Origin of the sequence: Corynebacterium sp. H78 (assembly GCF_037572275.1) — a bacterium.
GTDB lineage: Bacteria > Actinomycetota > Actinomycetes > Mycobacteriales > Mycobacteriaceae > Corynebacterium.
This window is the reverse complement of the sequence record NZ_JBBHKX010000002.1, coordinates 778968-805487: the sequence shown is the minus strand read 5'-3', so window position 1 is coordinate 805487 and position 26520 is coordinate 778968. Positions and strand designations below refer to the sequence as shown.

30 protein-coding genes and 1 pseudogene are annotated in these 26520 nt (G+C 56.1%); 11 read left to right on the top strand and 20 right to left on the bottom strand.

Annotated elements, in window-relative coordinates; all coding sequences use genetic code 11:
- The first annotated feature begins 219 nt into the window (after window positions 1-219).
- Complete coding sequence (locus tag WG934_RS04765) at window positions 220-618, top strand: DUF2631 domain-containing protein (RefSeq protein WP_339978836.1); 399 nt, start codon at window positions 220-222, stop codon at window positions 616-618.
- A 158-nt stretch (window positions 619-776) separates the two neighbouring features.
- Here WG934_RS04765 and rlmN read toward each other — a convergent pair whose 3' ends face one another.
- Complete coding sequence (gene rlmN / locus WG934_RS04760; RefSeq protein ID WP_339988916.1) at window positions 777-1874, bottom strand: 23S rRNA (adenine(2503)-C(2))-methyltransferase RlmN; 1098 nt, start codon at window positions 1872-1874, stop codon at window positions 777-779.
- A 163-nt stretch (window positions 1875-2037) separates the two neighbouring features.
- On the opposite strand from rlmN, the gene WG934_RS04755 reads away from it, so the two are divergent.
- Complete coding sequence (locus WG934_RS04755) at window positions 2038-2505, top strand: LapA family protein (RefSeq protein ID WP_339978100.1); 468 nt, start codon at window positions 2038-2040, stop codon at window positions 2503-2505.
- 179 nt (window positions 2506-2684) lie between these two features.
- On the opposite strand, the gene WG934_RS04750 is transcribed toward WG934_RS04755, so the two are convergent.
- The 5 genes from WG934_RS04750 to rpsB all read right to left on the bottom strand — a co-directional run bounded on the left by WG934_RS04750 (window position 2685) and on the right by rpsB (window position 7109).
- Entirely contained in the window at window positions 2685-3587 is a 903-nt protein-coding gene (locus WG934_RS04750; RefSeq protein ID WP_339978098.1) for a phosphatidate cytidylyltransferase, read from the bottom strand.
- Window positions 3588-3646: 59 nt separating this feature from the next.
- Window positions 3647-4204 carry a ribosome recycling factor gene (gene frr, locus WG934_RS04745; RefSeq protein ID WP_339988915.1) on the bottom strand — a complete coding sequence of 186 codons (558 nt, stop codon included), beginning with the start codon at window positions 4202-4204 and terminating at the stop codon, window positions 3647-3649.
- 44 nt (window positions 4205-4248) lie between these two features.
- Window positions 4249-4935, bottom strand: a complete 687-nt coding sequence (gene pyrH, locus WG934_RS04740) for a UMP kinase (RefSeq protein ID WP_339978834.1) — start codon at window positions 4933-4935, stop codon at window positions 4249-4251.
- 323 nt (window positions 4936-5258) lie between these two features.
- Window positions 5259-6086: a translation elongation factor Ts gene (tsf, locus tag WG934_RS04735; RefSeq protein WP_339978094.1), complete on the bottom strand. Its 828-nt coding sequence runs from the start codon at window positions 6084-6086 to the stop codon at window positions 5259-5261.
- A gap of 159 nt (window positions 6087-6245) precedes the next feature.
- Complete coding sequence (gene rpsB / locus WG934_RS04730; protein ID WP_339978092.1) at window positions 6246-7109, bottom strand: 30S ribosomal protein S2; 864 nt, start codon at window positions 7107-7109, stop codon at window positions 6246-6248.
- A gap of 399 nt (window positions 7110-7508) precedes the next feature.
- Between rpsB and WG934_RS04725 the strand changes: the two genes are divergently transcribed.
- The gene (locus WG934_RS04725) at window positions 7509-8051 is read left to right on the top strand and encodes a M23 family metallopeptidase (protein WP_339988913.1); all 543 of its coding nucleotides are present in this window, start codon (window positions 7509-7511) and stop codon (window positions 8049-8051) included.
- 1 nt (window position 8052) lies between these two features.
- Here the strand turns inward: WG934_RS04725 and WG934_RS04720 are convergent, their stop codons facing one another.
- The 8 genes from WG934_RS04720 to rplS all read right to left on the bottom strand — a co-directional run bounded on the left by WG934_RS04720 (window position 8053) and on the right by rplS (window position 14965).
- On the bottom strand, window positions 8053-9060 hold the full coding sequence (locus tag WG934_RS04720; protein ID WP_339988911.1) for a tyrosine recombinase XerC: 1008 nt from the start codon (window positions 9058-9060) through the stop codon (window positions 8053-8055).
- 335 nt (window positions 9061-9395) lie between these two features.
- Window positions 9396-10559, bottom strand: a complete 1164-nt coding sequence (gene dprA / locus WG934_RS04715; RefSeq protein ID WP_339988909.1) for a DNA-processing protein DprA — start codon at window positions 10557-10559, stop codon at window positions 9396-9398.
- Window positions 10556-12100, bottom strand: coding sequence for a YifB family Mg chelatase-like AAA ATPase (locus tag WG934_RS04710; protein WP_339988906.1), 1545 nt, complete (start codon window positions 12098-12100; stop codon window positions 10556-10558). Before WG934_RS04710 ends, dprA begins: the two co-directional genes overlap by 4 nt.
- Window positions 12101-12517 (bottom strand): YraN family protein, encoded by a 417-nt coding sequence (locus WG934_RS04705; RefSeq protein ID WP_339978082.1) that lies wholly within the window; start codon window positions 12515-12517, stop codon window positions 12101-12103.
- 146 nt (window positions 12518-12663) lie between these two features.
- A complete protein-coding gene (locus WG934_RS04700) occupies window positions 12664-12969 on the bottom strand; it encodes a DUF2469 domain-containing protein (RefSeq protein WP_339978080.1) in 306 nt (101 codons plus the stop codon).
- A gap of 39 nt (window positions 12970-13008) precedes the next feature.
- The gene (locus WG934_RS04695) at window positions 13009-13665 is read right to left on the bottom strand and encodes a ribonuclease HII (RefSeq protein ID WP_339989252.1); all 657 of its coding nucleotides are present in this window, start codon (window positions 13663-13665) and stop codon (window positions 13009-13011) included.
- A 28-nt stretch (window positions 13666-13693) separates the two neighbouring features.
- On the bottom strand, window positions 13694-14521 hold the full coding sequence (lepB, locus tag WG934_RS04690; protein WP_339978076.1) for a signal peptidase I: 828 nt from the start codon (window positions 14519-14521) through the stop codon (window positions 13694-13696).
- Window positions 14522-14623: 102 nt separating this feature from the next.
- Window positions 14624-14965 carry a 50S ribosomal protein L19 gene (gene rplS / locus WG934_RS04685; RefSeq protein WP_339978074.1) on the bottom strand — a complete coding sequence of 114 codons (342 nt, stop codon included), beginning with the start codon at window positions 14963-14965 and terminating at the stop codon, window positions 14624-14626.
- A gap of 251 nt (window positions 14966-15216) precedes the next feature.
- On the opposite strand from rplS, the pseudogene WG934_RS10420 reads away from it, so the two are divergent.
- Both WG934_RS10420 and WG934_RS04680 read left to right on the top strand, forming a co-directional pair.
- Window positions 15217-15393, top strand: a pseudogene (locus WG934_RS10420) (DUF1648 domain-containing protein); the annotation flags it as partial.
- A gap of 96 nt (window positions 15394-15489) precedes the next feature.
- A complete protein-coding gene (locus WG934_RS04680; RefSeq protein WP_339978072.1) occupies window positions 15490-16209 on the top strand; it encodes a hypothetical protein in 720 nt (239 codons plus the stop codon).
- 32 nt (window positions 16210-16241) lie between these two features.
- Here the strand turns inward: WG934_RS04680 and WG934_RS04675 are convergent, their stop codons facing one another.
- Window positions 16242-18605 (bottom strand): Tex family protein, encoded by a 2364-nt coding sequence (locus WG934_RS04675; RefSeq protein ID WP_339988904.1) that lies wholly within the window; start codon window positions 18603-18605, stop codon window positions 16242-16244.
- Between the two features lie 147 nt (window positions 18606-18752).
- Between WG934_RS04675 and WG934_RS04670 the strand changes: the two genes are divergently transcribed.
- Genes WG934_RS04670 through WG934_RS04650 form a run of 5 tightly spaced genes read left to right on the top strand, consistent with a single transcriptional unit; the run spans window position 18753 to window position 22057 of the window.
- Window positions 18753-19079 carry a PLD nuclease N-terminal domain-containing protein gene (locus tag WG934_RS04670; RefSeq protein ID WP_339988902.1) on the top strand — a complete coding sequence of 109 codons (327 nt, stop codon included), beginning with the start codon at window positions 18753-18755 and terminating at the stop codon, window positions 19077-19079.
- The gene (locus tag WG934_RS04665; RefSeq protein ID WP_339988901.1) at window positions 19076-19900 is read left to right on the top strand and encodes an ABC transporter ATP-binding protein; all 825 of its coding nucleotides are present in this window, start codon (window positions 19076-19078) and stop codon (window positions 19898-19900) included. The genes WG934_RS04670 and WG934_RS04665 overlap by 4 nt, the downstream gene beginning before the upstream one ends.
- Window positions 19897-20685, top strand: a complete 789-nt coding sequence (locus WG934_RS04660) for an ABC transporter permease (RefSeq protein WP_339978064.1) — start codon at window positions 19897-19899, stop codon at window positions 20683-20685. Before WG934_RS04665 ends, WG934_RS04660 begins: the two co-directional genes overlap by 4 nt.
- Before the next feature lie 3 nt (window positions 20686-20688).
- Complete coding sequence (locus WG934_RS04655) at window positions 20689-21042, top strand: GntR family transcriptional regulator (RefSeq protein ID WP_339978062.1); 354 nt, start codon at window positions 20689-20691, stop codon at window positions 21040-21042.
- 4 nt (window positions 21043-21046) lie between these two features.
- Window positions 21047-22057 carry a DUF1648 domain-containing protein gene (locus WG934_RS04650; RefSeq protein WP_339988899.1) on the top strand — a complete coding sequence of 337 codons (1011 nt, stop codon included), beginning with the start codon at window positions 21047-21049 and terminating at the stop codon, window positions 22055-22057.
- Between the two features lie 85 nt (window positions 22058-22142).
- Here WG934_RS04650 and WG934_RS04645 read toward each other — a convergent pair whose 3' ends face one another.
- Complete coding sequence (locus tag WG934_RS04645; RefSeq protein WP_339978058.1) at window positions 22143-22712, bottom strand: phosphatase PAP2 family protein; 570 nt, start codon at window positions 22710-22712, stop codon at window positions 22143-22145.
- A 298-nt stretch (window positions 22713-23010) separates the two neighbouring features.
- On the opposite strand from WG934_RS04645, the gene WG934_RS04640 reads away from it, so the two are divergent.
- A complete protein-coding gene (locus WG934_RS04640; protein ID WP_339988898.1) occupies window positions 23011-23394 on the top strand; it encodes a cupin domain-containing protein in 384 nt (127 codons plus the stop codon).
- A 34-nt stretch (window positions 23395-23428) separates the two neighbouring features.
- Here the strand turns inward: WG934_RS04640 and trhA are convergent, their stop codons facing one another.
- The 4 genes from trhA to rpsP all read right to left on the bottom strand — a co-directional run bounded on the left by trhA (window position 23429) and on the right by rpsP (window position 26405).
- Window positions 23429-24124 carry a PAQR family membrane homeostasis protein TrhA gene (gene trhA / locus WG934_RS04635; RefSeq protein WP_339978832.1) on the bottom strand — a complete coding sequence of 232 codons (696 nt, stop codon included), beginning with the start codon at window positions 24122-24124 and terminating at the stop codon, window positions 23429-23431.
- 176 nt (window positions 24125-24300) lie between these two features.
- Window positions 24301-25164 (bottom strand): tRNA (guanosine(37)-N1)-methyltransferase TrmD, encoded by an 864-nt coding sequence (gene trmD, locus WG934_RS04630; RefSeq protein ID WP_339988897.1) that lies wholly within the window; start codon window positions 25162-25164, stop codon window positions 24301-24303.
- Window positions 25165-25228: 64 nt separating this feature from the next.
- Entirely contained in the window at window positions 25229-25804 is a 576-nt protein-coding gene (gene rimM / locus WG934_RS04625) for a ribosome maturation factor RimM (RefSeq protein ID WP_339978053.1), read from the bottom strand.
- Window positions 25805-25925: 121 nt separating this feature from the next.
- Window positions 25926-26405, bottom strand: coding sequence for a 30S ribosomal protein S16 (gene rpsP, locus WG934_RS04620; protein ID WP_339978051.1), 480 nt, complete (start codon window positions 26403-26405; stop codon window positions 25926-25928).
- Between the last annotated feature and the right edge of the window lie 115 nt (window positions 26406-26520).

Below are 26520 nucleotides of genomic sequence, written 5' to 3'. Positions count from 1 at the left end.
GCAACATTTCACCTCAGAGATAAGCGACACCCCAAGGAATGAGATTCCTGAGGAAATCTGCGGTATCCTTACCTTCGATACTCAACATTCGCTGAGAATGTGCCAAAATACCCGTGAGTATGGATGGCAATGTTCAGAGTTTCAATCCCACACGTGGGGTTGGTTACAAAGGAACTGACGTAGTCGTTCGACTCTTATCGGCGCTAACAGGAGGACTTAATAGTGGCTAACGCACACGCAACGGAAGAATTTTACAACGGCGTCAGCACCCTAGATGAGCCATCGGCAAAGTGGGGTTGGCATGGCTTGAGCAAGCGCTCGCTTCAGATTGCCGGCTGGATTTCCGTTCTTTTCTTGGTTGCAATGACCCAGGGTAACCACCACGGCAACGTCGAGAACATCTGGCTGCTGTCCATCGCTGGATTGTTCGCTATTGGCCTGCTGTTCCACGCTTTCGCTCCTCGTGGCTCCCAGGTACGCACGGTTACCGGACACAACAAGCCTGCTGGCCATGTTGAGCCGAACTGGACCGAGGATCAGCTGAACGGCACCGGCGTCTACGCTGACCTGACCGAGTCCCAGAAGCGTGCTTGGAACATCGACCCAAGCGCCAAGTAAGCTGTCGTGATCTCCCGCTAGGCACATTCTGCTGAGGTACTGGTCAGCGATTTCGCTGTCTGAGCAGCCCTCAACTGCCCTAAAGGCACAAGGCCTCCATCGTCACCGCGATGGAGGCCTTACTAATTCCCAATCACGAGGTGTGGCGCCTTTAGCGTTTACTCACCTTCAGCTGCAAGCTGACCACACGCCGCAGCGATTTCGTTGCCACGGGTGTCCCGCACAGTGCACGGTACGCCTTGCGCACGGACGCGTTCAACGAATTCATCCTGCCGATCCTTCGGCGAAGCGTCCCACTTCGATCCTGGAGTTGGATTCAGCGGAATCAGGTTGACATGCACGCGTGATCCCAACGCCTTATGCAGCTTCTTCCCCAACAGATCCGCTCGCCATCCCTGATCGTTGATGTCTCGAATCAGGGCATACTCAATAGACACACGCCGGCCAGTCTTGTCGGCAAAATAGCGCGCAGCATCCAGTACTTCCGAGACTTCGAACCTATTGTTGATAGGAACCAACGTGTCACGAAGTTCGTCGTCAGGCGTATGCAAGCTCACCGCTAGAGTTACTGACAACTCCTCATCCGCGAGTCGACGAATCGCTGGCGCCAGGCCCACCGTCGAGACTGTGACATTGCGCATAGAAATGCCGAAACCGTTTGGCACGGGTTCTGTAATGCGTTTTACTGCCGCGAGCACGCGCTTGTAGTTGGCCAGTGGCTCCCCCATGCCCATGAAGACAATGTTGGTCAGCCGGCTGCCTTCTGCTTGCATCGTTGCAGCTGCTTCGCGGACTTGGTCAACAATCTCAGCGGTGGACAAGTTGCGCTGCAGACCTCCCTGGCCCGTTGCACAGAATGGACAGGCCATACCGCAACCTGCCTGAGACGAAATGCAGAGCGTAGCTCGACCTGGGTACTTCATGAGCACGGACTCGAGCAACGTGCCGTCACCGGCACGCCACAGCGTCTTGCGAGTCTCGCCATCATCACAACTAATATGCCGAACGGGAGTCAACAACGGCGGGAAGAGAGCTTCCTTGACCTTCTCACGGGCTGCTGTGGGAAGGTCAGTCATGGTGCTTGGATCCGCCTCCAGGCGACCATAATAATGACGCGCAATCTGATCAGCGCGGAATGCTGGCAGACCAAGTTCCTTGACCGCTGCTTTGCGACCTTCAGAATCCAAATCAGCCAGGTGAGTCGACGGCATGCCACGTCGAGGTGCGTTGAAAACCAGGGGAAGTTCTTTGCTCATGATGCTTCAATCATCGCACGTCATCGCATAACCGCCCAACCCACGCTGCAGCTACGCGCTAGTGCTTTCCTTAGCAAAATGTATGTAGGCCATTCAGCGTTGTTAAAAGAACGTTACGCAGATTGGGTAGAGATGCTGGCCCATACGATGTTCAATAGAAAGTATGAGCAAAAGCGATAACCCACATCACTCCGGTTCCACCGCTGATTTCCCTGCGCAGAATTCGCAGGAACCGGGCCTGGGCGCAGATCACGGCCTGACGGATAACGACGACTACTCGGATTCACGAACCTCGAATTCCCCTGCTCCAGTCGAGGACACTGTCCACAACGACTCCACGAAGAACACTCGCCCGAAGCCACAAAAGGTAGAGCGCTCTTTCGCATCAGGTGCATGGGCAGCGCTGATCGTCGGTGCCTTCCTTCTCATCATGCTGTTGATCTTCATCATGCAGAACCAACAGGCTACCGAGCTGAACTTGTTCTCCTGGACGTGGAACTTCCCAGTAGGAATCGGCATGCTCCTGTCGGCAATTGCTGGTGCCCTGATCATGGCGATCTTCGGCGGCTGGCGAATGTTCGAACTGCGTCGCCAGGTCAAGAAGGCTAATAAGCGTCTGACTCAGCAGTAACACGTGCTTTCGCAGGCACTGAGTCTGCGACCACTCTCTAGACGGACAAAGATCCCTAGCGCCATGTTGCGCTAGGGATCTTTGGCATGCGGTACGTAGGCCACGCTGCTGTCATCTCCATTGAGTACGAACAACATGCACGATGACGTCGTCAAGCTGAGCGCTGGGCGCACTCGCCACTACAGGAAAGACAAGCTCTCGTACAAAGTAATAACCAGCCACGTCATGGCTGCAGCTGGCAGCATTCCGTCCAGACGGTCCATCAGACCACCATGCCCCGGGAGAAGCGAGGACATGTCCTTGATACCGAGATCGCGTTTGAACTGCGACTCGACGAGGTCGCCAAGCGTGGATGCTACGGCGAGACAAATGCCCAATACCAGGCCAGCCCACCACTCGGAATTAAACGCGAAGATGGCAATGACAACACCTACAACGGCAGCTGCGATAACCGAGCCAGCGAATCCTTCCCATGATTTCTTTGGACTTACCGCAGGTGCCATGGGGTGCTTACCGAAAAACACGCCTGCGGCATAACCACCGACGTCGTTGGCGACGACACAGAGCATGAACGCCAGGATGACAAACTGGGGGCGAACATCCCATGGATTGTCCATGCGGGCAAGCATTGCGGCCAAGGCGATACACGCTGGTATCCAAAACAGAATGAACACGCCAACGGACGTATCGCGAAGCCAATTTCGGGGAGCTTCGTGCGTTCCGTGCAGGAATAATCGACTGACCAATAGCACCAGCACTGTGACTACAAAGCCGAATACGAGCCCCGTGGTCTCCCACGGAATGGTCAGCCAAATCATCAACTGTCCGCCGAGGATGAGCACAGGTCGTGGCACTTGCCAGTCGCTGTCCTTGAGCCGCTCCCCAACTTCCCATGTTCCAATCGCCGCAGCCACAGCCACGATGAGGTACCACGCCATCGGCCCGACAATAAGCCCGCCGATGACGATGGCACCAAGAAAGACACCGACACCAATAGCCACTGGCAAATTTCGACCAGCGGAGTTTCGAGGTTTGGGGACCCGAAGATCCTCTAAAAGACGCTCCCGATTCCTGGGTGGCACGGCGGCTCCAAATCGATGGTGGAATTGAGTAAAGAAAACGGTAGAAAGCTGTGGAGGTACTAGACCTCCATCAACTCCTTTTCCTTGCGCTCAACCAGAACATCGACCTGGTCTACATACTTCTTCGTAATGCCGTCCAGCTCCTTCTCAGCAGTCTGAACTTCATCCTCGCCTGCGTCGCCGTCCTTCTGAATTTTCTTCAGAACTTCCATGCCCTTACGACGAACGTTGCGGATGGCAATCTTCGCATCCTCGCCCTTGCCCTTGGCAACCTTCGTCATATCGCGACGACGTTCTTCTGTCAGCTGAGGGACAGTGACTCGCAGCACCTGTCCATCGTTGGTTGGGTTCACCCCAAGGTCAGAATTACGGATTGCATTCTCGATGTCGCCCATCACGCCCATCTCGTATGGCTTGATCAGCAACATACGTGGCTCTGGAACAGAAATAGTCGCCATTTGCGTAATAGGGGTTGGCACACCGTAGTAGTCACAAATGACGCCGTTGAACATGCCGGGGTTCGCACGGCCAGTACGAATGGTGGTCATCTCGTCACGGCAGTGCTCTACGGAGTTTGCCATCTTCTCTTCGCAATCGAGCAGAGTCTCGTCGATCATCGTCGCCTCTTATCTTTGAAGTGGTTTAGTCGGATACTAATTTATCAGCTGTGGACCAAGGTGCCGATGCGCTGGCCAGCAACTGCGCGGGCAATGTTGCCATCGGTCAGCATGTTGAACACCAGAATTGGCATCTTGTTGTCCATGCACAAGGAGAATGCCGTTGCATCTGCAACGCGGAGGTTTCGCTCCAGCACCTCGCGGTGGGAGATCTCGGTGAACAGCTCAGCGTCAGGCACTTCACGCGGATCGGCGGAGTACACGCCATCGACGGCCTTCGCCATCAGCAGAACCTCACAACCGATTTCCAGCGCACGCTGTGCAGCCGTCGTATCCGTGGAGAAGTACGGCATACCCATGCCTGCACCGAAGATAACTACACGACCCTTTTCCAGGTGACGCTTTGCGCGCAACGGCAGGTACGGCTCTGCGACCTGTGCCATGTTGATTGCGGTCTGAACTCGGCAATCAACACCTTCCTGCTCTAAGAAGTCCTGCAATGCCAAGCAGTTCATCACAGTACCGAGCATGCCCATGTAATCCGAACGGGCGCGGTCCATGCCTCGCTGCTGCAGCTGAGCACCACGGAAGAAGTTGCCGCCACCGATGACTACGCACACCTCAACCCCGTCACGCGCGATCTCAGCGATCTGGCGCGCAACATTCTGCACAACGTCAGGGTCGACACCGACGTTGCCACCACCGAACATTTCACCGCCAAGCTTCAACATCACTCGGCGGAAGCCGTTACGTTCGCCTTCATTGTTGGTAGAGGTCACCGCGGGTACTCCTTCAACGCTGGTGTGGATTCTTGCTATACCGGTCGCCCATCCTACCGGGTTTGCGCCTGGACTCATGAAACGTCGCCGTCGATGTTGGGATCAATCGCACAGCAGCGCCCCAGACGCACTTTTGCTTCACGACGAATCGTCGTAAAGAAGCCCCTCCCGCAAAAGCAGAACGAGTGGCCCGTACAAGTCATGAGACTTGACGAACCACTCATTAGATCAGCCCCACAGGGCTGCTAGGTCGGGCGCGGTGGCCCTGCGGTCAACTAGTGCTGACCAACCTCGTAGCGAGCGAAACTGGTCAGGGTAACGCCAGCTTCTTCCATCAGCTTGCCGACGGTCTTCTTGGAGTCAGCGACAGATGGCTGATCCAGAAGGACAACGTCCTTGTAGAAGCCGTTCATGCGACCTTCAACGATCTTTGGAAGTGCAGCCTCTGGCTTGCCCTCTTCACGGGAGATCTTCTCGAAGACAGCACGCTCAGCGTCTGCGCGCTCAGCTGGAACGTCTTCACGGGTCAGGTACTCAGCCTTCAGTGCAGCAACCTGCATAGCAGCGGAGTGAGCAGCAGTTTCAGCAGCTTCGCCCTCACCGGTGTATGCAACCATGACGCCGACGCCTGCAGGCAGGTCAGCTGCACGGCGGTGCAGGTAAACGGAAACCTTGTCGCCCTCGAGGGTGACAGCGCGACGCAGCTCCAGCTTTTCGCCGATCTTTGCGGACAGTTCCTGGGTAGCGTCACCAGCGGTGGTGCCACCCATGTCAGCAGCAGCGAGCTCTTCTGGGGAGTTTGCCTTAACAGCAGCTGCAGCTTCAGCAACCTTGTTTGCGAACTCGATGAACTCTGCGTTCTTCGCAACGAAGTCAGTCTCAGAGTTAACTTCGACCATGGTGTTACCGGAAACCGCGATCAGGCCCTCGGCAGCAGTGCGCTCAGCGCGCTTGCCTACGTCCTTTGCACCCTTGATGCGCAGGATCTCTACAGCCTTGTCAAAGTCGCCGTCGGTTTCAACGAGAGCGTCCTTGCAAGCCTTCATGCCAGAGCCGGTCATTTCGCGAAGCTTCTTCACGTCGGCAGCGGTGAAATTCGCCATGGTTGGCGTTCCTCCTTGGTGTCGTTTTAAAAGAGACTGTCCGTCCTAGACAGTCTTACACAACTGGAGCGACACGTCCGGGCAAGGTATGCCCGGTTGAGTGTCCCCACATTGCGGTAAAGCAGCCAGTACTAGCCCGCCGAGGCGAGCAGTAACGACTTACGCTTCGGTGGTGCCCTCAGCGGTTTCAGTCTGCTGAGCCTGGGAGCCTTCGGCATCCATCTCTACAGCCTGGTCGGTGTTCTCAGCAGCAGCCTCGATTGGTGCGTCCTTGCCAGCCTCAGCTGGAGCAGCGTCACCAGCGGACTCGCGAGCAGCAGCCATCTCACGCTCAGCGCGGACCTTCCGGCCCTCTTCCACTGCGGTGGAGATGATGCGGGTCAGAACAGTTGCGGAACGGATAGCGTCGTCGTTGCCCGGGATTGGGAAGTCGACGTCATCTGGGTCGCAGTTGGTGTCGAGGATTGCGACAACTGGAATGCCCAGCTTCTTAGCCTCTGCAATTGCGATGTGCTCCTTGTTGGTGTCCACGATCCACATTGCGGAAGGAACCTTGGACATATCGCGGATGCCGCCGAGGGTGCGCTCCAGCTTGGTGCGCTCGCGGTTCAGCATCAGGATTTCCTTCTTGCCGCGACCCTCGTAGCCGTTCTCTGCAGCTTCCATAGCCTGAAGTTCCTTCAGACGTGCAAGACGCTTAGCAACGGTCGAGAAGTTGGTGAGCATGCCACCCAACCAGCGGTGGTTGACGTATGGCATACCAACGCGCTCAGCTTCGTTCTGAACAGCTTCCTGAGCCTGCTTCTTAGTGCCAACGAAGAGAATGTTGCCACCGTGTGCAACGGTCTCCTTGACGAATTCGTATGCCTCATCGATGTAGGTCAGCGTCTGCTGCAGGTCGATGATGTAGATGCCGTTGCGGTCGGTGAAGATGAAGCGCTTCATCTTTGGGTTCCAACGACGGGTCTGGTGACCGAAGTGCACACCAGCATCCAACAGTTCACGCATGGAAACGACAGCCATGTGTATTCAGGGAAGATCCTCACGACCGGCCTGACTGGGACCGCGGCTGCTTCCCTTCCTCTCTTTCCGAAAAAACTTGGTTAATGTCATATGCAGGTTTTCCCTGCATCCTGGCGCTACCTAGACAACTTTCACCACTTGCCACCTGCGCAAACTGCATGAGTTTCACAAGCACCAAGCACCTGGATCTATTGACCGGAAGTGATAGCGCGCGTAGTCAGCACCTCCGAGGTCAAGCGGACATACTGCGGGCGCAATAATAGCGGACTTCTTGCGCCAATTCCAAAGATGACACGCTGTGATCCACATTTTTGACTGTTTCGGGGGTCACGCCAACACTGTCCACAACCCCATTCTTGACGCGTTGCGACGATCTTCGCCGTGTCGCTTCATTGCGCCATGAGGAATATTCACGATTCTGTACAACCGCTGGCATCCATTTTCTTATCAATGGCGATGATGGTTGCAGCGCTAGTCGTCGTCACGCAACAGCCGAGCGCGAATGCTGTCCAGGAGTCGACGTCTTCTGTGACGAGCGTCGTACATTCGAAGCCCGTGCCGGGGCAGGTGGCGCGCGGGTATCAACCGCCAGAGAAGAGGTGGCTCGCGGGCCACCGCGGAGTGGATCTAGCGAGCAGTGATGGTGATGCTGTTCACGCTTCGGCAGCTGGGGTGGTTCATTTTGCGGGTGTGATTGCAGGTAGACCCAGTATTTCCGTGATGCACGCAGATGGTATTCGAACGACATATCAACCAGTGGACTTCATCGTTCAGCGTGGTGATCGAGTATCTCGCGGGCAAGTACTCGGGCATGTGCGCACGCCCGAACTTTTCGACGAGCGTGGTGTGCACTGGGGAGCTTTACGGGGTGAGACCTACCTGAACCCATTGGACCTCCTGGGTTCACGCACGATTGTGTTGAAACCAGTGACACCTCAGTGACCTAGCCTCGCGGATGAGCTCGTTTATGCACTTCACGGAGTCGGTCAGTAGATACATGCGTATAGATTTGTGTCGTTGCAAGAGAACTGTGCCCAAGCATTTCTTGGACGACACGCAAGTCGGCACCACCTTCGACGAGGTGAGTCGCAGCTGAATGCCGTAAGCCGTGCGGAGATAAGTCGACTCCCGCTTCGGAGGTGCGCCGGTGCACAATCCTGCGTGCCTGTCGTGGATCAAGTCGCCCGCCCCGACGACCAAGGAAGAGGGCGTCAACTGATCCGCTCGCCGGATCCCTTGCGACTAGTTCAGGGCGAGTTTCCAACCATGACCGTAGAGCCCGGAGGGCAGGGCTTCCGAACGGCACAACCCGCTGCTTATTGCCCTTGCCCGTAACGCGCAGGGTTTGTCGTTCGAAATCGAGATCCCCAATATTGGAATCGCACAGCTCGGAGACACGGATTCCCGTTGCATAGAACAACTCGACTATCGCCGTGTCCCGTCGCTGTTCAGCCAGCTGCCGTGGCGATACAGGTTGAGACTGCACCGACGCAGCTCCGGTGCTGACGTCACGTGAGCTAGGCCCTTTACTGTCAGCCCCGTGCGCAGCTTCCGACTCTCTCGCTCCCTCTGCCATCGCGGCAGCTTGTTGCACGCTCATGATTTCAGGCAAATGTCGATGAGCCGATGGCGTGGCTATCTGCGCAGATGGGTCTGATGTCAAATAGCCGCCAGCGCAGGCCCACGAACAAAACTGGCGAATAGATGTCGTCGCACGCGCGATTGAAGTTCTGGCAGCCCCAGCTTGATGTTTGTGGCCAAGAAATGCACGAATTCGTCGTTTGTCGAGCTCACCAATCGCGTCTAATGGACTCAGCAGTGGAATGAGGTCGGCGCGATATGCAGCGACCGTCCGTTCCGAAAGCCCCCTGGAATGCAATAGGTAGTCAAGGAAATCACCGAGGACCCCATCGATGTTCGGCGAGAGTTGATTATCGGTCGGTGTACCCACTACAACTCCCCTGCTTATGAATCGGCGACGGCGACTTTGAAGTGTACGCATGAAATGCCATACGCCCCAAAGCCGCCGTCTGTGCCTCACCCATGATGCAAGACCTTGATCTCCAGATAGAGCGTGTCCTACAGCGACCCCTGAGACGCTGCAAGGAGCGCAATGCCCTACCCAATTAATGGAAACCATAAGTGAGGAGTACCAGCCCGAACTCCCCACTTACTTAGGCTTGCCTGCCCTATCCTACACAGTGTGACCGATAGTGCAATAGTGTTTTCGGAATTCTTCAAGAGAAAGAAAGTAACGCTCTTCGCGCTCCCCACGATGCAAGGCAGTTAACTTGAATCCATCGAAGCCCTTTCCCACCGAGACCCATGCCTTACGACGAGTCCCTGCTTCATCAATGCGACCAACAAATGCACAGCGAGACCGAGAGGAAGCCCTGCGGCCGTTGCAACGTCGTGAGCATCTGCACCACCGCGTGCAGGCAGACTGTCGTACACCTTTAGCTCTGGTTGAGAGAGTTTCTGTACGGCTGTCGATGCCCATTCAAGCTCCAACAATCCATCTTCATCGACGCTGCCCACCGGACGATAGAGGGCAAGAATGTTCTCAGCGCTGGTCACAAGAGTTGCCTCTTGATTGCGAATCAGATCGTGACAGCCTGTAGAGGCTGCCGAAGTTATCGGCCCGGGTACCGCCCCAAGTGGCTTTGCCATCCGCAATGCCCATGTTGCAGTGTTCCTCGCCCCGGATCGCCAACCGGCTTCGACAAGAACTGTTGCCTCAGAAGTAGCTGCCACGAGTCGGTTGCGGGTGAGGAAGCGATGTCGGGCAGGTCTCATCCCCGGTGGATATTCAGACACGATTGCTCCACTACCAGCGATTCGTTGGAATAATTCGGTATGCGCTGCCGGATACGAAACACCCGCGCCACAAGCTGCAAAGACCACTGTGCGGCCTCCAACATCGAGCGCGGCGCGGTGAGCTGCAGCGTCAATCCCTAGCGCGCCACCGCTGACGATCGTTGTCCCTCTCCGGGCTAACTCACCTGCAAGCTTCGTGGTCATGGTGAGTCCATATCGGGTTGCTGCACGTGTACCGACGACCGCTGTGGAATCAACAAAAAGTGAGTCCAGTGAACATCCCTTCACCCACAGTGTCACGGGTGGCCCCTCAGTGAGGGAGCACGAATCCACCACAGAAAATGGGTTAGTCAACGAGGGCATCCACTCTGGGCTGCCCGGCGCGATAATGCGGAAACCAAGTCTCGCTGCATCGTCCAGATCATTGTCCTCCTGCCGGAAGTGATGTCGACTTTCGGTAGCACTGCGAAGTTCTGGAGTGAGATTGATTCTGCGTTTGATCAGCTCTGCTGCATCTTCGATGCCGACCCGATGAACTAGTGCGGACAGATGCCGATGTGGCCCTTCCACAACTCGATTAAGGTACGCCAGCGCCCGACGCTCTGTCTTTGAGAAAGTACTGTCGTTCGTCATGCGGGCACCAATTCCTTTCCTGAGTCATGAAGATCGACAGCGTGGGCTACTTCATCGATTGTCGGTTGCGACGTGCCGGCGAGGTCAGCCAATGTCCACGCGACTCGTAATGACCGATCGATTCCCCGCTGGTTAATGTCTCCGCTACTCAGAAGCGCTTCGAGATACGCCATGGCATCGTCTGTTGCGGGTGCATATCGACGTAACAGTGGACCAGGTACGTCGGCATTAGAAGCAATAGTTCTCAGGTCATCGATGCCTTCGATGCCTTGCCACCGCTGTCGTGCTCGTTCTCTGGCGATGGTGACGCGCTCGCGAATAGCTGTCGACGGTTCTCCGAGTTCCGGAGTAATCACTGCATGCCGAGGATGCACAGCAATATTGAGGTCAATTCGATCTCGCAGGGGTCCTGACAGCGGCGCTAGGTGCCGCTTTCTTGCATGTGCGGTGCAGCGACAGTTCTCAGCGTCTTGTGCCCCGCAGCCACAAGGATTGGCGGCCATCACTAGCTGGACTCTGCAGGGATAGCGAATTTGTTGCCTGGCACGCATGAGGACGATCTCTCCTAGCTCTAGTGGCGTGCGCAACGTGTCTAATGCCCGGGGGCTCATCAACGACACTTCGTCCAAGAACAGCACTCCATGGTGAGCACGGCTCAATGCCCCGGGCTGCGGGTGCACCCCACCACCTATCAACGCTGCAGGAGTCACAGTGTGGTGGGGTGCTACAAAAGGTGGCTGGTGTCGAACTCCGAGGCTATCGGGTGCGACTTGACCAAGTACCGATCGCACAGCCATCGTCTCTAGCGCTTGCTCTTTCGTCAGCTCAGGGAGGATGCCCGGCAGTCGCTCAGCCAGCATTGACTTCCCTGTGCCAGGTGGCCCCATTAAGAACAGGTGATGTCCTCCCGCTGCAGCTACCTCTAGTGCACATCGTGCTTCGTCTTGACCATGAACATCGGCCATATCAGGGAGATCCAGTCGCTGTTCCTCGATGTCTTTAGCAACCGATAGCTGCCCCTCTCCTGTTCTAACCCAGTGCCACAGCTGACTAAGCGACCCCACACAGCCAACGGTCATGTCTTCCACCATTGCTGCTTCTACGGCATTGGCTTCCGGCACGACGATCGTCCGATACCCAGCTTCCTTTGCGACGAGCACAGCCGGCAACACCCCATCGACTCCCCGGACGCTTCCGTCGAGTCCTACCTCGCCAAGTACAACTGTTTGGTTAAGGCGTTCTTGAGCTTCTTCGTCCCTCGTTGAAGCCGCAAGCACGGCACACACAATGGAGACATCAAAAATGGATCCGTGTTTCCGCAAACTCGCAGGAGACATACTCACCACGATCTTCGTTCGTGGCCACGCGATTCCTGAATTCGTTGCAGCGGTACGCACCCGCTCCCGTGCTTCACTGACTGCAGCATCACCCAAGCCACCGATATGCATTCCCGGCAGACCATGCCCGACATCAGCTTCCACGTGCACTATCGTTCCGTCGATACCATTCAGCGCCACTGACACTGCCCGCCCTACAGCCATCTAAAACACTCCTCGAGAATGCTGGAACAGGAAGTCCTGCCCCGCTGATGTCTGCATCGGCGTCACGACGACGATGTCAAAGCGGATCTCCGAAAACCATGCCTCCTGCGTGTGGAGCCATCCCACGATAGCTCGCCGCAAATGTTGCTGCTTGAGTGGAGTTACGGCATCAAAACCATCACCGAAACGATTGCTCGACCGGGTTTTGACTTCAACGACTATAAGCACACCATCGTGAACGAACAGCGCGTCTATTTCGCAATGCCCATGGCGGATATTGCGACCGATCAGCGTTAAGCCTTGGCGTTGCAAGAACTGCGTCGCTGCTTCTTCCCCTTGCTCGCCCAGAAGCGATCGGCTCGTCGCCGATCTCGCCGTCGCCGACTTCCCGGTATCCGTCCCGTAGTCCTCCAGCAATGTTCCCCACCAATCTCCAATAACTCATCCTTTGCGACACCAGAATGACGTAGCTAGAGACGCAAAAATCCCGCCGGAAGTCTTTTCCAGGCGGGATTGTGGATAGAACGGCGACTGTGGATAGATCACAATCGTCGTAAAGAAAACTAGTCTGGGATGCCGAGCTCCGGCTTATCCAGCTCCTCGATGTTCACGTCCTTGAACGTGATCACACGAACGTATCGAACGAAGCGCGCCGGGCGGTAAATGTCCCACACCCATGCGTCAGACATGCGCAGCTCGAAGTACACCTCACCGTCGGTGTTGTGTGGAATCAGTTCAACGGCGTTAGCCAGGTAGAAACGACGCTCGGTCTCCACCACGTAGGAAAACTGGCTGACGACATCGCGGTATTCCTTAAACAGCGACAGTTCGACCTCTGCCTCATAAGTCTCTAGGTCTTCGGCGCTCACGGTCGTGGCTCCCCTCGTCACAAAATGTGGTGTCGTAATTTACAAGTCTTGCAGGTACCGCTGTTGCGCGGCAGCCACATTGGCGTAGCTCATTCGGTGATGCGGTGTCGCACCCAGCTTTTCGACGGCCACCATATGTGCAGCCGTCCCATAACCCTTGTGCGACGCCAACCCGTAGCCAGGGAAAGCATCATCGAGATCAACCATAATCCGGTCACGCGTCACTTTGGCTAAGACACTCGCAGCGGCTATGCATCGGGCTGCTGCATCTCCACCGATCATGGGCAAATGTGGCGAGGTCAGTCCTGGCACTCGCATCGCATCGGTCAAGACGTACCCCACGCACCCCGATAGACCCGCCACGGCCCGCCGCATGCCGGAGATATTGGCGTGCTGAATCCCATAGGCATCGATATCTGCCGACGAGATCGTCGTCACGCACCATGAATCAGCATGTTCTTTAATGACCGGGAATAGTTTGTCCCGGGCACGTGCAGACAGCGCTTTGGAGTCAGTCAACGTGCTCAACTCGGGAATAATCTTCTGCGGCAGCACGCATGCGGCAATCACAATGGGACCTGCGCATGCGCCACGGCCGGCTTCATCGACACCAGCAACAGGACCGAGGCCATGGCGCGCGAGGCTGACCTCAAACATGCGGTCTTGAGCTAACTTCCTAAGAGCAGGCGGGCGCAACCCTAGTGCAGTGACTGCGGTGCGAGCATCACTTGGACTGAATGTCCGGGTCATCGACACCACCGATGCGGTTAAACGGAAGAATAATGGACTGCACCTTGCCGACGACGTTCTCAACCGGAACCGTGCCCTGAAGTTCATCGCCAATATGGAAACGAGAATCGGCGGAATTGGTGCGGTTGTCGCCCATCATCCACAGGTGCCCTTCTGGAACCTTGACAGGGCCAAAGTAGCCGCCACCGCATTGTTCAGAACCCGTGGTGCTATCGATTGGGAACTGTGGCGGAGTCATGATGAAAGAGTCATCGACTTTCTTGCCATCAACCATGACACCGGGGTCGCCTTCGCGGCATTGCACAGTTTGACCACCTGTGGCGATTACGCGCTTCACCAGGGCGTTTTCATCTGGAGCGGTAAGCCCGGTCCAACTACCGAGGGTTTCGAAAGAATTGCGGATCGGGTTCGTTGATCGTTGCGACACATAACCGGTATTCCAGGAATCGGGACCGTTGAACACCAGGACATCTCCGGCCTCGGGCTCAGAGAACCTGTAGGCAACCTTATCGACCCAGATGCGGTCGCCTGTACATCCTTCACAGCCGTGCAGCGTTGGCTGCATCGACTCGGACGGAATCAGATAGACGCGACCAATGAACGTCTGCACGGCAACGCTGAGAAGCAATGCAATGACGATAATGATCGGCAGTTCGATGTACCACGGAGTCGACTTTTCCTCGTCTGCATTGTCCTTAGCGCTGTCATTACTGCCGACGCTATGAGCATCATCAGAGGTGTCAATGCCGGCGTCCTCATGCTTAATCGAGGAGTCGTCAACAGTTCCGCGTTCATCAGTCATGGTTAGCGACTATACGCCACTGAAGCTGCCCAAAAACGAAACAGGGCGCGTGCCGGAGCCGAGAAAACTCGAGCTCTGACACGCGCCCTGTGGGGCACCGAATTAGCGGCGCTCCTTGATGCGTGCAGCCTTACCGCGCAGGTTGCGCAGGTAGTACAGCTTCGCACGGCGAACGTCGCCCTTGAAGGTGACCTTGATGGAATCGATGTTTGGGGAGTGTACTGGGAAGGTACGCTCAACGCCGATACCGAAGGAGATCTTGCGGACCGTGAAGGTCTCACGGATGCCGCCACCCTGGCGGCGGATGACTACGCCCTTGAAGAGCTGAATACGCTCGGTCTTACCTTCGACGATCTTTACATTGACCTCGACGGTGTCGCCCGCGCGGAACTCTGGGATGTCATCGCGGAGCGATGCTGCATCAACCTTGTCAAGAATGTTCATGGAAGTTATTCCTTTGCTTTATGCATAGACAGAGGACCCTGGCGGCACTTTCCCTCGTGGGACGCTCGGCCGGTTCATGCCCGAAACAGGTAACGCTGCCCTGGCGCGTCACGCACCTAAAGACAACTGGCCAAGTATTACATGAGTGGCTGGCCAGAACCAAATCACTGGTATGCTCCTGCCGATTGCTTTACGACGCTGCCTTCCGAGCGCCCGTCGTTACAGGTCAGGTATCTAGGTAGCCTGGCGCTATGATGCCTTTACCAACATGGGATCGTCGTTCGCTGAGGGTTACCATCGTGGTCCCCCTTGTTTGTGTCATAGTGACATACGGATGGACGTTGGCTGTTAGAGATCGCCTACCTGAATCATTTGCTTCTCATTGGTCAGGTTCAAATACGCCCGATGGCTTCACTTCACCGATGGTTTTCGCCTCGGTCCTGTTGGGAATAGCTTGTCTATGCTCGCTTATCGGATTAGCCAGCTCGACCAATAAGCAGCCGTTAGCGCTCCGTAAGTTGACCATGCCTATTGCATATGGTCTTGTCTTTCTGCTCATAGGCATTGTGGTTGGCACTGCGGTACCCCAGTTAGGCATCTCTGATGCCCGCAATGTTGCCCCATCTGCTCCAATTGTGGTGGGAGCTACAATTCTGGGAGTACTTGCAGGCGCGTATCTCAGTCGGTTCATTCACGAAGCACCAGAATTGGCACGAATGCGTGCAGGCACCCCACCACCGCCTGCATTCCCACGCGGCCCTGCCACCGCACCAGTATCAGTCACAGCTGGATCGCTGATGATCATTTTTCTCACGATGTGGCTAATTACTAGTGCGGCCCTGTGCTTCCTGAATCTACTACTTGGGCTCGTTTTTTTGATGTGCACTCCGCTGCTCGCAATGGGCATAACTACTGGCCTACGCATTACTGATGACGAGATCATCATTCACTCTGGTTGCGGCCCAGCCAGGCTGCACTTCTCGGTCCCCATTAGAATCGTGACATCAGCACAGCCGACCTCCTACAACTGGGCCGACGGAGGTGGCATAGGAATCCGCTCCTCCGGTGACGGTGTCATCTACGTTGCAGCCCGTTCTGGAGATGCTGTCCGCATCAATACAGTCTTGACCAACTACGTAGTTGTCGTCCCCGATGGCACGGCAACCGACATTGCTGGCGATATCAATCGCCGATGCGATCTGCGCATTGCCAACAATGGAAACGCATCACATCTCCAGCATTAGTGAGAGATAACAATCAGTTACAAGTCAGCGATCTACTTACCAAATCCCGCTCGGCGAAGCGCATCCGCCATAGAACCGCCACCGCCTTGATTGATGCCTTTCTCCTGGCGCTGTCTGCTTCGTTGCTGGCCTTGACGGCCCTGTTTCCCGTGGCGAGAGCCTCGGCCACTGCCCCGCTGGTCGCCTCGATTCGCGCCACGGCTTCCACCGCCCTGCGACGCCCCTGCTGTCTTCTTCGTGGCTGAATCGTTGCCGGGTTCGTCGTCAAGCCGAAGCGTCAGGCCGATGCGTTGACGATCAACATCGACATCCATGACCTTGACCTTCACAACCTGGCCGGACTTGACGACGTCGTGTGGATCAGACACGAAACCATGGCTCATGTTAGACACGTGAACGAGTCCGTCCTGGTGAACTCCTACATCCACAAAAGCACCGAAGGCCGCCACGTTGGTCACCGTGCCTTCGAGAATCATGCCTGGAGTCAGGTCAGAGACCTTTTCGACGCCGTCCTTAAAGGTTGCCGTGGTGAACTCCGGACGCGGGTCGCGGCCAGGCTTATCCAACTCAGCGATGATATCGGTCACCGTCGGAAGACCGATGCCGGCTGCGTCATCGACGAAGTCAGCAGGGCGCAACCCCTGCAACACCCGGGAGTTACCAATCAATTCCGCGACACCGAGGCCAGCCTGCTGGGCGATACGGTCGACAACTGAGTATGACTCTGGGTGCACGGCAGAAGCATCGAGAGGATTCCTCGCGTCGCGAACTCGCAAGAAGCCTGCACACTGTTCGAATGCCTTTGGCCCGAGACGTGGCACCTTCAGCAATTCCTTGCGGGAGGTAAAGGCACCGTTTTCATCGCGGTACGCGACGATATTCTCCGCAATAGTCGACGACACTCCAGCGACACGCCTAAGCAGCGGAGCAGATGCCGTGTTCACCTCGACACCGACGGCATTCACCGCGTCTTCCACCACTGCATCCAACGAATGCGCGAGCTTCGCCTGCGAAACATCGTGCTGATACTGGCCAACGCCGATGGACTTTGGGTCGATCTTCACGAGCTCGGCAAGTGGATCTTGCAAACGGCGTGCAATCGACACCGCGCCACGCAAGCTCACATCCAAGTCAGGGAATTCCTGAGCCGCAATCTCCGATGCCGAGTACACGGAGGCTCCGGCCTCTGAAACGGTCACGGGAACAGGCTTGACTCCACCAGCTTGACCAATGAGGTCCGCAACTTCACGCGCCAACTGGTCCGTTTCCCGCGAGGCAGTGCCATTGCCCACGGCCATCAACTCAACGCGATGCGTTGCACACAGCGTCGCCAGCTTCTCACGTGCGGAGTCCCATTGTTTCTGTGGCTGATGCGGGTAGACAACCACCGTGTCAAGCACCTTGCCGGTCTGGTCAACAACGGCGCATTTCACACCATTTCGGTAGCCCGGATCCAGCCCGAGCGTCGCGCGCTGGCCGGCTGGAGCTGCGAGCAACAGGTCACGAAGATTTCTCGCAAATACCTCCACAGCTTCAGACTCGGCGCGTTCCTTCAATCGCATGCGTGCGTCTAAAGCTGCCGACACTTCCATCTTGGTTCGCCATCCAAAATGCAGGGCCTGATCGATCCACTGAGACTCAGGCAGATCGAAGGACTCACGCACCATATTTTCGTACTGCGTGTCATCGCCAGCGTCGACATTGAGCTGCAAGATGCCTTCAGATTCGCCACGTAGCACGGCGAGAACTCGATGGCCAGGCATCGTCTCTAGCGGTTCAGAATGCTCAAAATAGTCACGGAACTTGGCACCTTCTTGTTCCTTTCCCGGCACTACGGATGCGACTGCTCGACCGTCATTCCATACCTTCTCGCGAACAGCACCGACGAGGTCAGCGTCAGTAGCAAGGCGATCAATCAAGATGGCACGAGCACCAGCGAGAGTGGCTTTGGCATCGGCAAATCCTTCCGTGATGTACTTCGCACCCAGCTCATCTGGATCAGCGGAAACATTGGACAGCAGATCGTCGACAAGTGCCTCCAATCCCGCTTCACGAGCCGTATCCGCCTTCGTCTTGCGCTTCTTCTTGTACGGAAGGTACAGGTCCTCGAGGCGAGCCTTCGTCTCACAGCCGAGAATCAAGGCACGCAGGTCGTCGGTAAGTTTTCCCTGCTCCTCAATGGCCTTGAGCACCGCTTCTTTTCGAGCTTCCAACTCCCGCAAGTACGTCAGCCGTTCCTCAATTTGACGCAGCTGGGAATCATCGAGTCCGCCCGTGACTTCTTTCCTATATCGAGAGATGAACGGCACGGTGTTGCCTTCGTCAAGCAGCGTGATAGTTGCGGTAACTGACGATTCAGGAACGGAAAGTTCACGAGCAATGGTTGAAGCGATCATTCCGACGATGTTACCGGGGCTCGCTTGCCGACGATCGCAACAGGGCTACTCCCTTCAGTTGAATAAGATCTTCATCTCCTTGACTTGTGCTAGTTCCACTAGCACAATGGGCTGTAAGGGATGCGCCACTCTAGAAAGGTTCCAACCATGAACGTCGACGAACTCATGCAGTTGTCCGATGGCCCTCTGATCGCGGTAATTGCCCTCGCAGCGGTGCAAATTGCCCTGTTGGTTATTGCTCTGATCGTTCTAGTTCGAACTCCCAAACAGCGCATTCAGCACCTTTCCAAGGGGCTGTGGGTTCTTATGATTTTGTTGGTAAATATCATCGGCCCGCTGGTGTTTCTGACGATCGGTCGTGAGCGTCAGATCAAAGCAAGGCCGTCAGCTGCAATGGACCAACCGGCCCCCAATGGCTACCAAGTGCGGGACCCTGCCGGCCAAGCATTCGTGGACAGGTATGAACAGCAATGAACGCGATTTCTTTCAAGAATGTCCGCAAGTCTTTCGGCAAGCATGTTGTCTTGAATGACCTCAGCTTTGAGGTCCCCGTTGGCAGTATCTTCGGATTTCTGGGTCCTAATGGTTCAGGGAAAACAACATCGATTCGAGTTCTGATGGGTTTAGGTCATGCGGATTCGGGCTCAGTATCTATTCTCGGTAGTCCTGCTGGCAGCATCGAGGCCAGGCGCAACCTTGGGTATTTGTCCGACGTGCCAGCATTCGATCCATGGTTAAGCCCTGCTGAATATCTAACTTATGTTGGCCAGCTGAGTAATCTACGGGGACGCGATGTGCGCCAACGAGTGCACGACGCGGTGGAACTGGCACGACTTGAAGAGGTTCATAGGCCAATCGGTGCCCTGTCGCGTGGAATGCGGCAACGCCTCGGGATCGCCCAAGCCGTTTTGGCAACCCCATCTGTCATTGTTCTCGACGAACCTACTTCAGCACTCGACCCGATCGCTCGTGCTGAAGTACTGGACTTCATTGGCCGCCTTCGTGGTCACGCCACCGTGTTCTTTTCCACACATTCCATGGCAGATGTAGAAGCCGTCTGTGACAATGCAGCGTTTCTTGGCCATGGTCGCGCTATTGCGCAAGGCACTATCGACGAACTCACGCAAAGGTACGGATCGAATCCAAGGAACCAGTTTGTTGCCACGTTCCGGACCGACTCACCCGACAGCATTCCAGAGATCCTCACAGCTGCAGGATGCTCCGACGTGGTTGTTCACCCTCAACCGTCCAGCCTCGGAGATGCATTCGCCAACGCCTTAGGAGACAAGCGATGAACGCTTACACAGTGCGTACTCTCCTTCGCCGTCAATTCACTGCACTTCGATATTCATGGTCACTTTGGACGTTGATCATCGTCGCGCTGTTTTTCGCAGTACTGTCACCTGTCACTGCGCGATATATGCCCGAGATGCTCCAAGCCATGGTTGGCACCGAGGACATCCCCATAGATCTATCAGCGATACCCGACCCCACGTCGATCGACTCATGGACACAATGGGCCAGCAACCTTTCACAGATCGTCGTTATGATCATCGCGATCATCGGCGGAGCTGTCATCTCTTCCGATGTGTCCAAGGGAACAATCGTCGCAATTCTCGCTCGGCCAGTTCGCCGCAGCGCGGTGTGGCTGACCGGCTTTGTTGCAGCCAGCACCACTATTCTTTGTGTACTCATGGCAGCAACTGCAGCGGAAATTGGTGGCACGTTTCTTCTTTTCAGCGATGTCACAGAGCCCTGGCGCCCCATCGTCGCAACAGCTTTGTACTTGGTATTCGCTTTCTCACTTATCGCGATCACTATGGCAGCGTCGTCAGCCGGTGCCAACGCGCTCGGCGCAACTGCTACAGGTATCGGCTATTACGGAACCGTCTCCATTGCCTCCTTATGGCCAGCAGCCCGCCCCTGGTCGCCAGCTGGCCTCCTCAGTGCCGTTGCAGAATTATCATCAGGGTCAACCGTGGAGACACCGGACCTCGTCGGCAGCATCGCCTCCACCGTCATCCTGACCGCATTGGCAATCGCCGTGGGTCTCTACGCCTTTAACCGAAGGGAGCTGTAAGACATGCTCATCGAGCTCGACACCTCGTCGTTGACTCCCCTGTACTCGCAGCTCGTTGCGGCACTTCGCCAAGCAATTGCCACGGGTGATGTTTCCCCCGGAGAGAAGTTGCCCACCGCTGCGGAGCTTGCCGGCTCACTCGATCTCAATAAGAACACTGTGCTGCGTGCATATCGACAACTTCGCGACGACGGGTGGGTAGAGCTGCGACGTGGCCGAGGGGCGATCGTCGTCACGCGTCCTGACCAGAACAGCTACGTGGAGCAAGCTCTAGACGAACTTGCGACTGCTGCTCATTCTTCTCAAGTTTCGCTGCACGAGTTAATAGCTGGACTTACGGTTCGGGGAGTGAAGTAGAAAGATGACCGCTCGGCCGACTCACATGGAATCACCGACACCAGCAGACAAGTTCAGGTTCATTGCCCCGCCTGTCGTACTGATCGCGATCGTCTCTTTGTCGAGCTTGATGTGGTATTCGGTGATCATCCCCGAACTTCCAGATCCATTGGCGACCCACTTTGGCATCAACGGAGTGGCCGACGGCTTTACCTCCGTCGAGTTCTTTGGCATCGGATCGTTTCTGCTAGGGCTAACTGCGGCGGCCTTGCTCATTGGTTTCGCTGCTAGTGGCATGTCTAGTGGCTGGGGCGCACGAGCAATGGCGGGCTCGGCAGTCGGCACGGCAGGGCTCATGTCTGCAATGTTGATCGTGGTTGCGCATCCACAACGAGGCCTCGAAACAGCCAACGGCTTCGTTCTCCCGGGGTGGCACATTCTCACGGTTCTTGCCCTTGCCCTCATCCTCGGCACCATAGGAGCTCTCATCTCCCGCCCCTTGCCTGACAGTGAAGAAGCAAGCCGGGAAGGCAGTTCTCGCGAACTCCCCGAAACGACTCGCGCAGTGTGGTTTGGTCGTGGCGTTATGTCGCGATGGGCTCTATTTATCCTCGTCGGGTTCGGCGCCTTCCTACTCGGTTGGGGTGTCATCGCTGCCACCCGCAGCGACGCTGCAGGTGCCATTATCTTTATTTCGATTGGCTTGGTTGTCATAGTTCTCGGCATCGCCATGAGCTCAGTCCGAGTTCGAGTTGATGACAGTGGCATTACTTGGTCGTTCGGCCTCGGCTTTCCACGCAGCCACATCCCGTATGCGCGCATCAAGAAGATCAGTGCGACGAACATCAGCCCCGGCGAATGGGGTGGCTGGGGTTACCGGCTAGGACCCCAAGGCACGGCGATCCTGCTTCGAAAAGGAGAAGCATTGCGTATCGAGCGGACTATTGGGGCCGATCTGTTCATTACCGTCGACGACGCAGACCGGGCTGCAGCACTAGCCCAGGCACTTCACAAGCGTCAGTCACTCCAGAGTTAGCAACTCCCGACGTCACGACGCAGCTTCGTCACACCGCCACGCCACTAACCGACTTGGCTCAGACACGACGCCCACCCATTGTGTTCTATCGAGTGCGTATCAGCCGACGAAACCACGACGACCGCAGCACCAATAGGCCGATCAGCAAGCCAACGACACCAACGAACAAGCCAGCAATAACATCCGTCAACCAATGCGCACCGATCCACACCCGGCTCAAGGCGACACATGCCACCAGCGCTAGAACTACGACTTCCAGTAGCCGACGCATAGTACGACGCAACACGGGCATCAATATTTGAAGCAGCGCCATGCTCGCGCTTGCGGTGCCAGCTACATGCGCTGACGGAAAAGCAGCGTCCTGCAAGTTCACCATGGACAAGTCACCTGCTGGGCGCTCACGACCCAAGAACCACTTCATCGCGTAGGTCATCGCGATCGCCGAGCCAAAAGAGACTGGCAATAGCAAGGCCAACGCGCGGAACCGAAACCACAATAGGGCGGCAGCCACCAGCGTCGCAGGTGCAATGAACAGGGGACGAACGATCTGACTGATCTCGATGAAGAACTCATCGAGAGATCCGCCACGTTGCTCGGAAACGAGGCGCGTGAACTGCGTATCCAATTCCGCCCCCTGCGCAGTCGATGCAAACACTGCAACTAACGCAATTGCAGCTATCCACCCCACAACGTGTCGTGGCCTCGTAATATGCAATGCCTATCCCCTCTGCTCTTTCCTCGAAAATCCCTCTAGCACTCGAGTCCGTCGGGCAACTTCCCAACGTCCCTGCTCGGTTACTAATCCCCCGCGCCATCCGTTGGACCAGACCCGTGACTTTACGCCGTAGTCCGTGTAGACGTGGAGTCACATAAGCCTCGAGTCACGCACGCCGATGCGTCAACGAAACTGTATGTCCGCCACAATCGACACACGATGCCACGTTAGGGAAACCATGTCCCACAGCTCTAGCTATTCCGATCCAGACTTCCAAGACATTCGCCTCATCGACCTGTGCGCTGAAGCTCCGGCAATAAAGCCGGGCGACTACGCCGTCGCAAAGCGAGTGACAACATCCGATGGTGCAACCATCGTGGTATTCCGTTTCGGCCCAGAACAGCGACTACTCGAGCATCATGCTCCGCACGCGATCACAGTGCAAACGATTGAAGGCGCTGTCGATTTCACGATTGGCAATCGCACCGAGGAACTCCAACCAGGCACTGTGCTGTATGTTCCTGCAGGAATTGAACACAGTGTGCACTCAAAACACGGTGCCATCATGCAGTTGATTCTGCACACAGGCGACCAAGGCGGGTTCGATGGCCATCCAGAGTAGATAGATCTGAAACAGTGAAACTGAGCTTTAACTCTTAACCGTTGACGACGACCATCCACACAGCAATCAGGTGAATGATGCCCGCGACAATTGTCGCGGTATGGAAGTGCTCGTGGTAGCCGTACAAACGAGCCTCACGCCCAGGCCACTTAAATGCGTAGGCCATGGCGCCCACCGTGTACACGATGCCGCCCGCGAATAGCAGCCACACGATGGTGGGGCCAGCGTTGTTCCACAGCTCGGGGATCAACGGGACAATAAGCCAGCCAATGACCATATACACGATCACTGCCAGCCAACGCGGATGGTTAATCCATACAAGACTGAGGACGACTCCAACAAGAGCCCCTGTCCATGCAATCGTTAGCATGAGTGTCGACTTGCCCCCTGGTAACGCAATGAGGCACAAGGGCGTGTAAGTCGATGCGATAAAGACGGCAATTGTGGCATGATCCGCGCGACGCCACCACTCAACTGTGTGCCTATGTCTCCACTGGCCACGGTGGTATGCGGCAGACACGGAATACAGGCTGAAGAAGCCGAGAGCGTACACTGTGACGCCCACTGCTTGTACCCACGGCAGAGTCATCCAAGCATACGTCGATAACACCGATCCAGAAATGATCGATAAGAATGCTGCAACAAGGTGGAACCACCCACGGATCAGTGGTCGCTGGCCACGGTCAAAGACGAACTTGGTCAATTGCACAAGCGATTCTCGATCCGGCATGTGATCCGAAATATTGTGGGTTCTCGTGCCTGGGGATTGAGAAGAATTCATGTAGTGCTCCGAACGAGATATAAGCCACAAGCCATGGTGTGCCGTAAATCGGCTTTACTGCGGTTCTGCAAGTCTATCGCTTATCTACATATAGCAATTCATATGAACTTTCTAGGCAACCCCTGTCATTCTTCGGGGCTGCCACCGCGCTCCAGCACTTCCTGGTCACGGTTGCTTAGGTCAATACCATCGAGCAACTCTGGCCGGCGTGCTTGCGTACGCAATAAAGCCTGGTCACGTCGCCAACGATCCACCTTCGCATGATTCCCCGATAACAATACGGGAGGAACCTCTAGTCCGCGCCACTCGCGAGGCTTGGTGTAACTCGGTCCTTCTAAGAGCCCATCGGAGAAGCTATCTTCCTCGTGCGACTTGCGGTTTCCCAGCACCCCCGGCACCAGACGAACGACGGCCTCTGCAATCACGAGGACAGCCACTTCCCCGCCAATCAGCACGTAATCACCAATCGAGACTTCTTCCACACGGTATCGATTCGCTGCTTCATCGACGACTCGCTGATCAATGCCCTCGTACCGCCCACACGCGAAAACAATGTGTTTCTCGTGCGACCAACTCCGCGCCATCTCCTGAGTAAATGGCTTCCCAGCCGGGGTCGGCACAATTAACAGCGGCTTGTCCGCTTCGTTCATAACATCGCTATACGACGACTCTCGTGGCAAGCCTTCAATGTCATCATGGCGAAGTTTCGTTACATGCGGTGTGGCGCTTTCCAGGGAATCCCCGGTAGCAGCAAGCCCCGTTCCAGTGGCAACGTCGTCAAGCGCAGGCCCCCACACCTCTGGCTTCATGACCATTCCTGGCCCACCACCATATGGTGAATCGTCGACAGCCTGGTGCACACCTGGAGCCCACTGTCGCAAATTGTGGACGCCTACTTCGAGCAAGCCATCTTCCATCGCCTTGCCCAGCAAAGCATGGCGCAGCGGATCGAGGTATTCGGGGAAGATCGTGACGACATCGAGACGCATCGGTGTTTTCTACTTTCAGTCCTGGCCAGTCCGGGAAAGGTCCGCCGTAATTGCTCTAATTTTCCTAGTTGATGTCCAACAGCCCGTCGGGAGGTGCAATGACGATAGCGCCGTTGTCCACATCCACAATTGGAACGATGGCGTGGACGAAGGGCACGAGCACAACTTCCCCAGATTCCAATCGCACTTCCAATAAGCGCTGAGCTGGATTGCGGAGCACCCCTACAACTTCACCAACCTCAACTGGCTCAGGCTGGGCACCTTCGTAGGCACGATTGTGAGCCGTCTGCTCATCAACAGCACCACAGTTCAGCACACTGAGGCCAACGAGTTCGTGATCATAGAAGGCTTCTTCATCGGCATCATCGAACACAGGCTCGGCATAAAAGCGCATTCCCCGCAGCGTCTCCGCTTCCGTTCGATCATTGATTTCCTCAAACACCACGAGCAATCGATTCTGGTGCGGGCGCATGGACTTGACGACGAGCTCGCGCTCTTTGCCACGCTGCTTTCCAACGAGTTTTTCGCCCGTGGCGAATCGCCCGTCCGGGTCATCTGTCGTTGGGTCAATAACGAGTTCGCCACGGACACCGTGGGGCTTGATCACTCGGCCAATCTGCACCAGGTCGCTACTATTCACCCTAAAGATGGTAGCCGATAGGGCACAAAAGACCGCCACTCTGCTCCTTGATGGAACATGAGTGGCGGTCTACTGCGCTAGTTCATAGCTCGAAAGCTACTAAAAGTGCGACGGAGCAGAATTACTCTGCAGCCTCGTCAGCGGACTCTTCCTTTGCTTCCTCAGCCTTTGCAGCTGCTTCTTCTGCTTCCTTAGCAGCCTTTGCAGCTTCCTTAGCTTCGCGACGCTTGGAGGTGATTGCCTCTGCGCTTGGGCCGTTATTAGCCTCTTCGAGAGCCTTGTTGAACAGGTCCAGTTTGGATGGCTTTTCCTCTGCAACCTTGAGGGAGCCTTCTGCACCCTCGATGCCCTTGTACTTCTGCCAGTCTCCGGTGACCTTCAGCAGTGCGAGTACTGGCTCGGTTGGCTGTGCACCAACGCTCAACCAGTACTGAGCGCGCTCAGAGTTGATGTTGATGACGGAAGGCTCAGACTTTGGCTCGTAGGTACCAATGTTCTCGATGACCTTGCCGTCGCGACGAGTGCGGGAATCCTGCACAACTACGCGGTAGTGAGGTGCACGGATCTTGCCAAGGCGCTGAAGCTTAATCTTTACGGACATAGAAGTCTCCAAATCTTGTGGTCACGGGCAATTCTTATGACACCGACAGTAATGACGTGCGGACACGCTGAATTCTGTTCGGCCGGTTTAGCCCTTAGTTTTTCCTGCGGGTGAC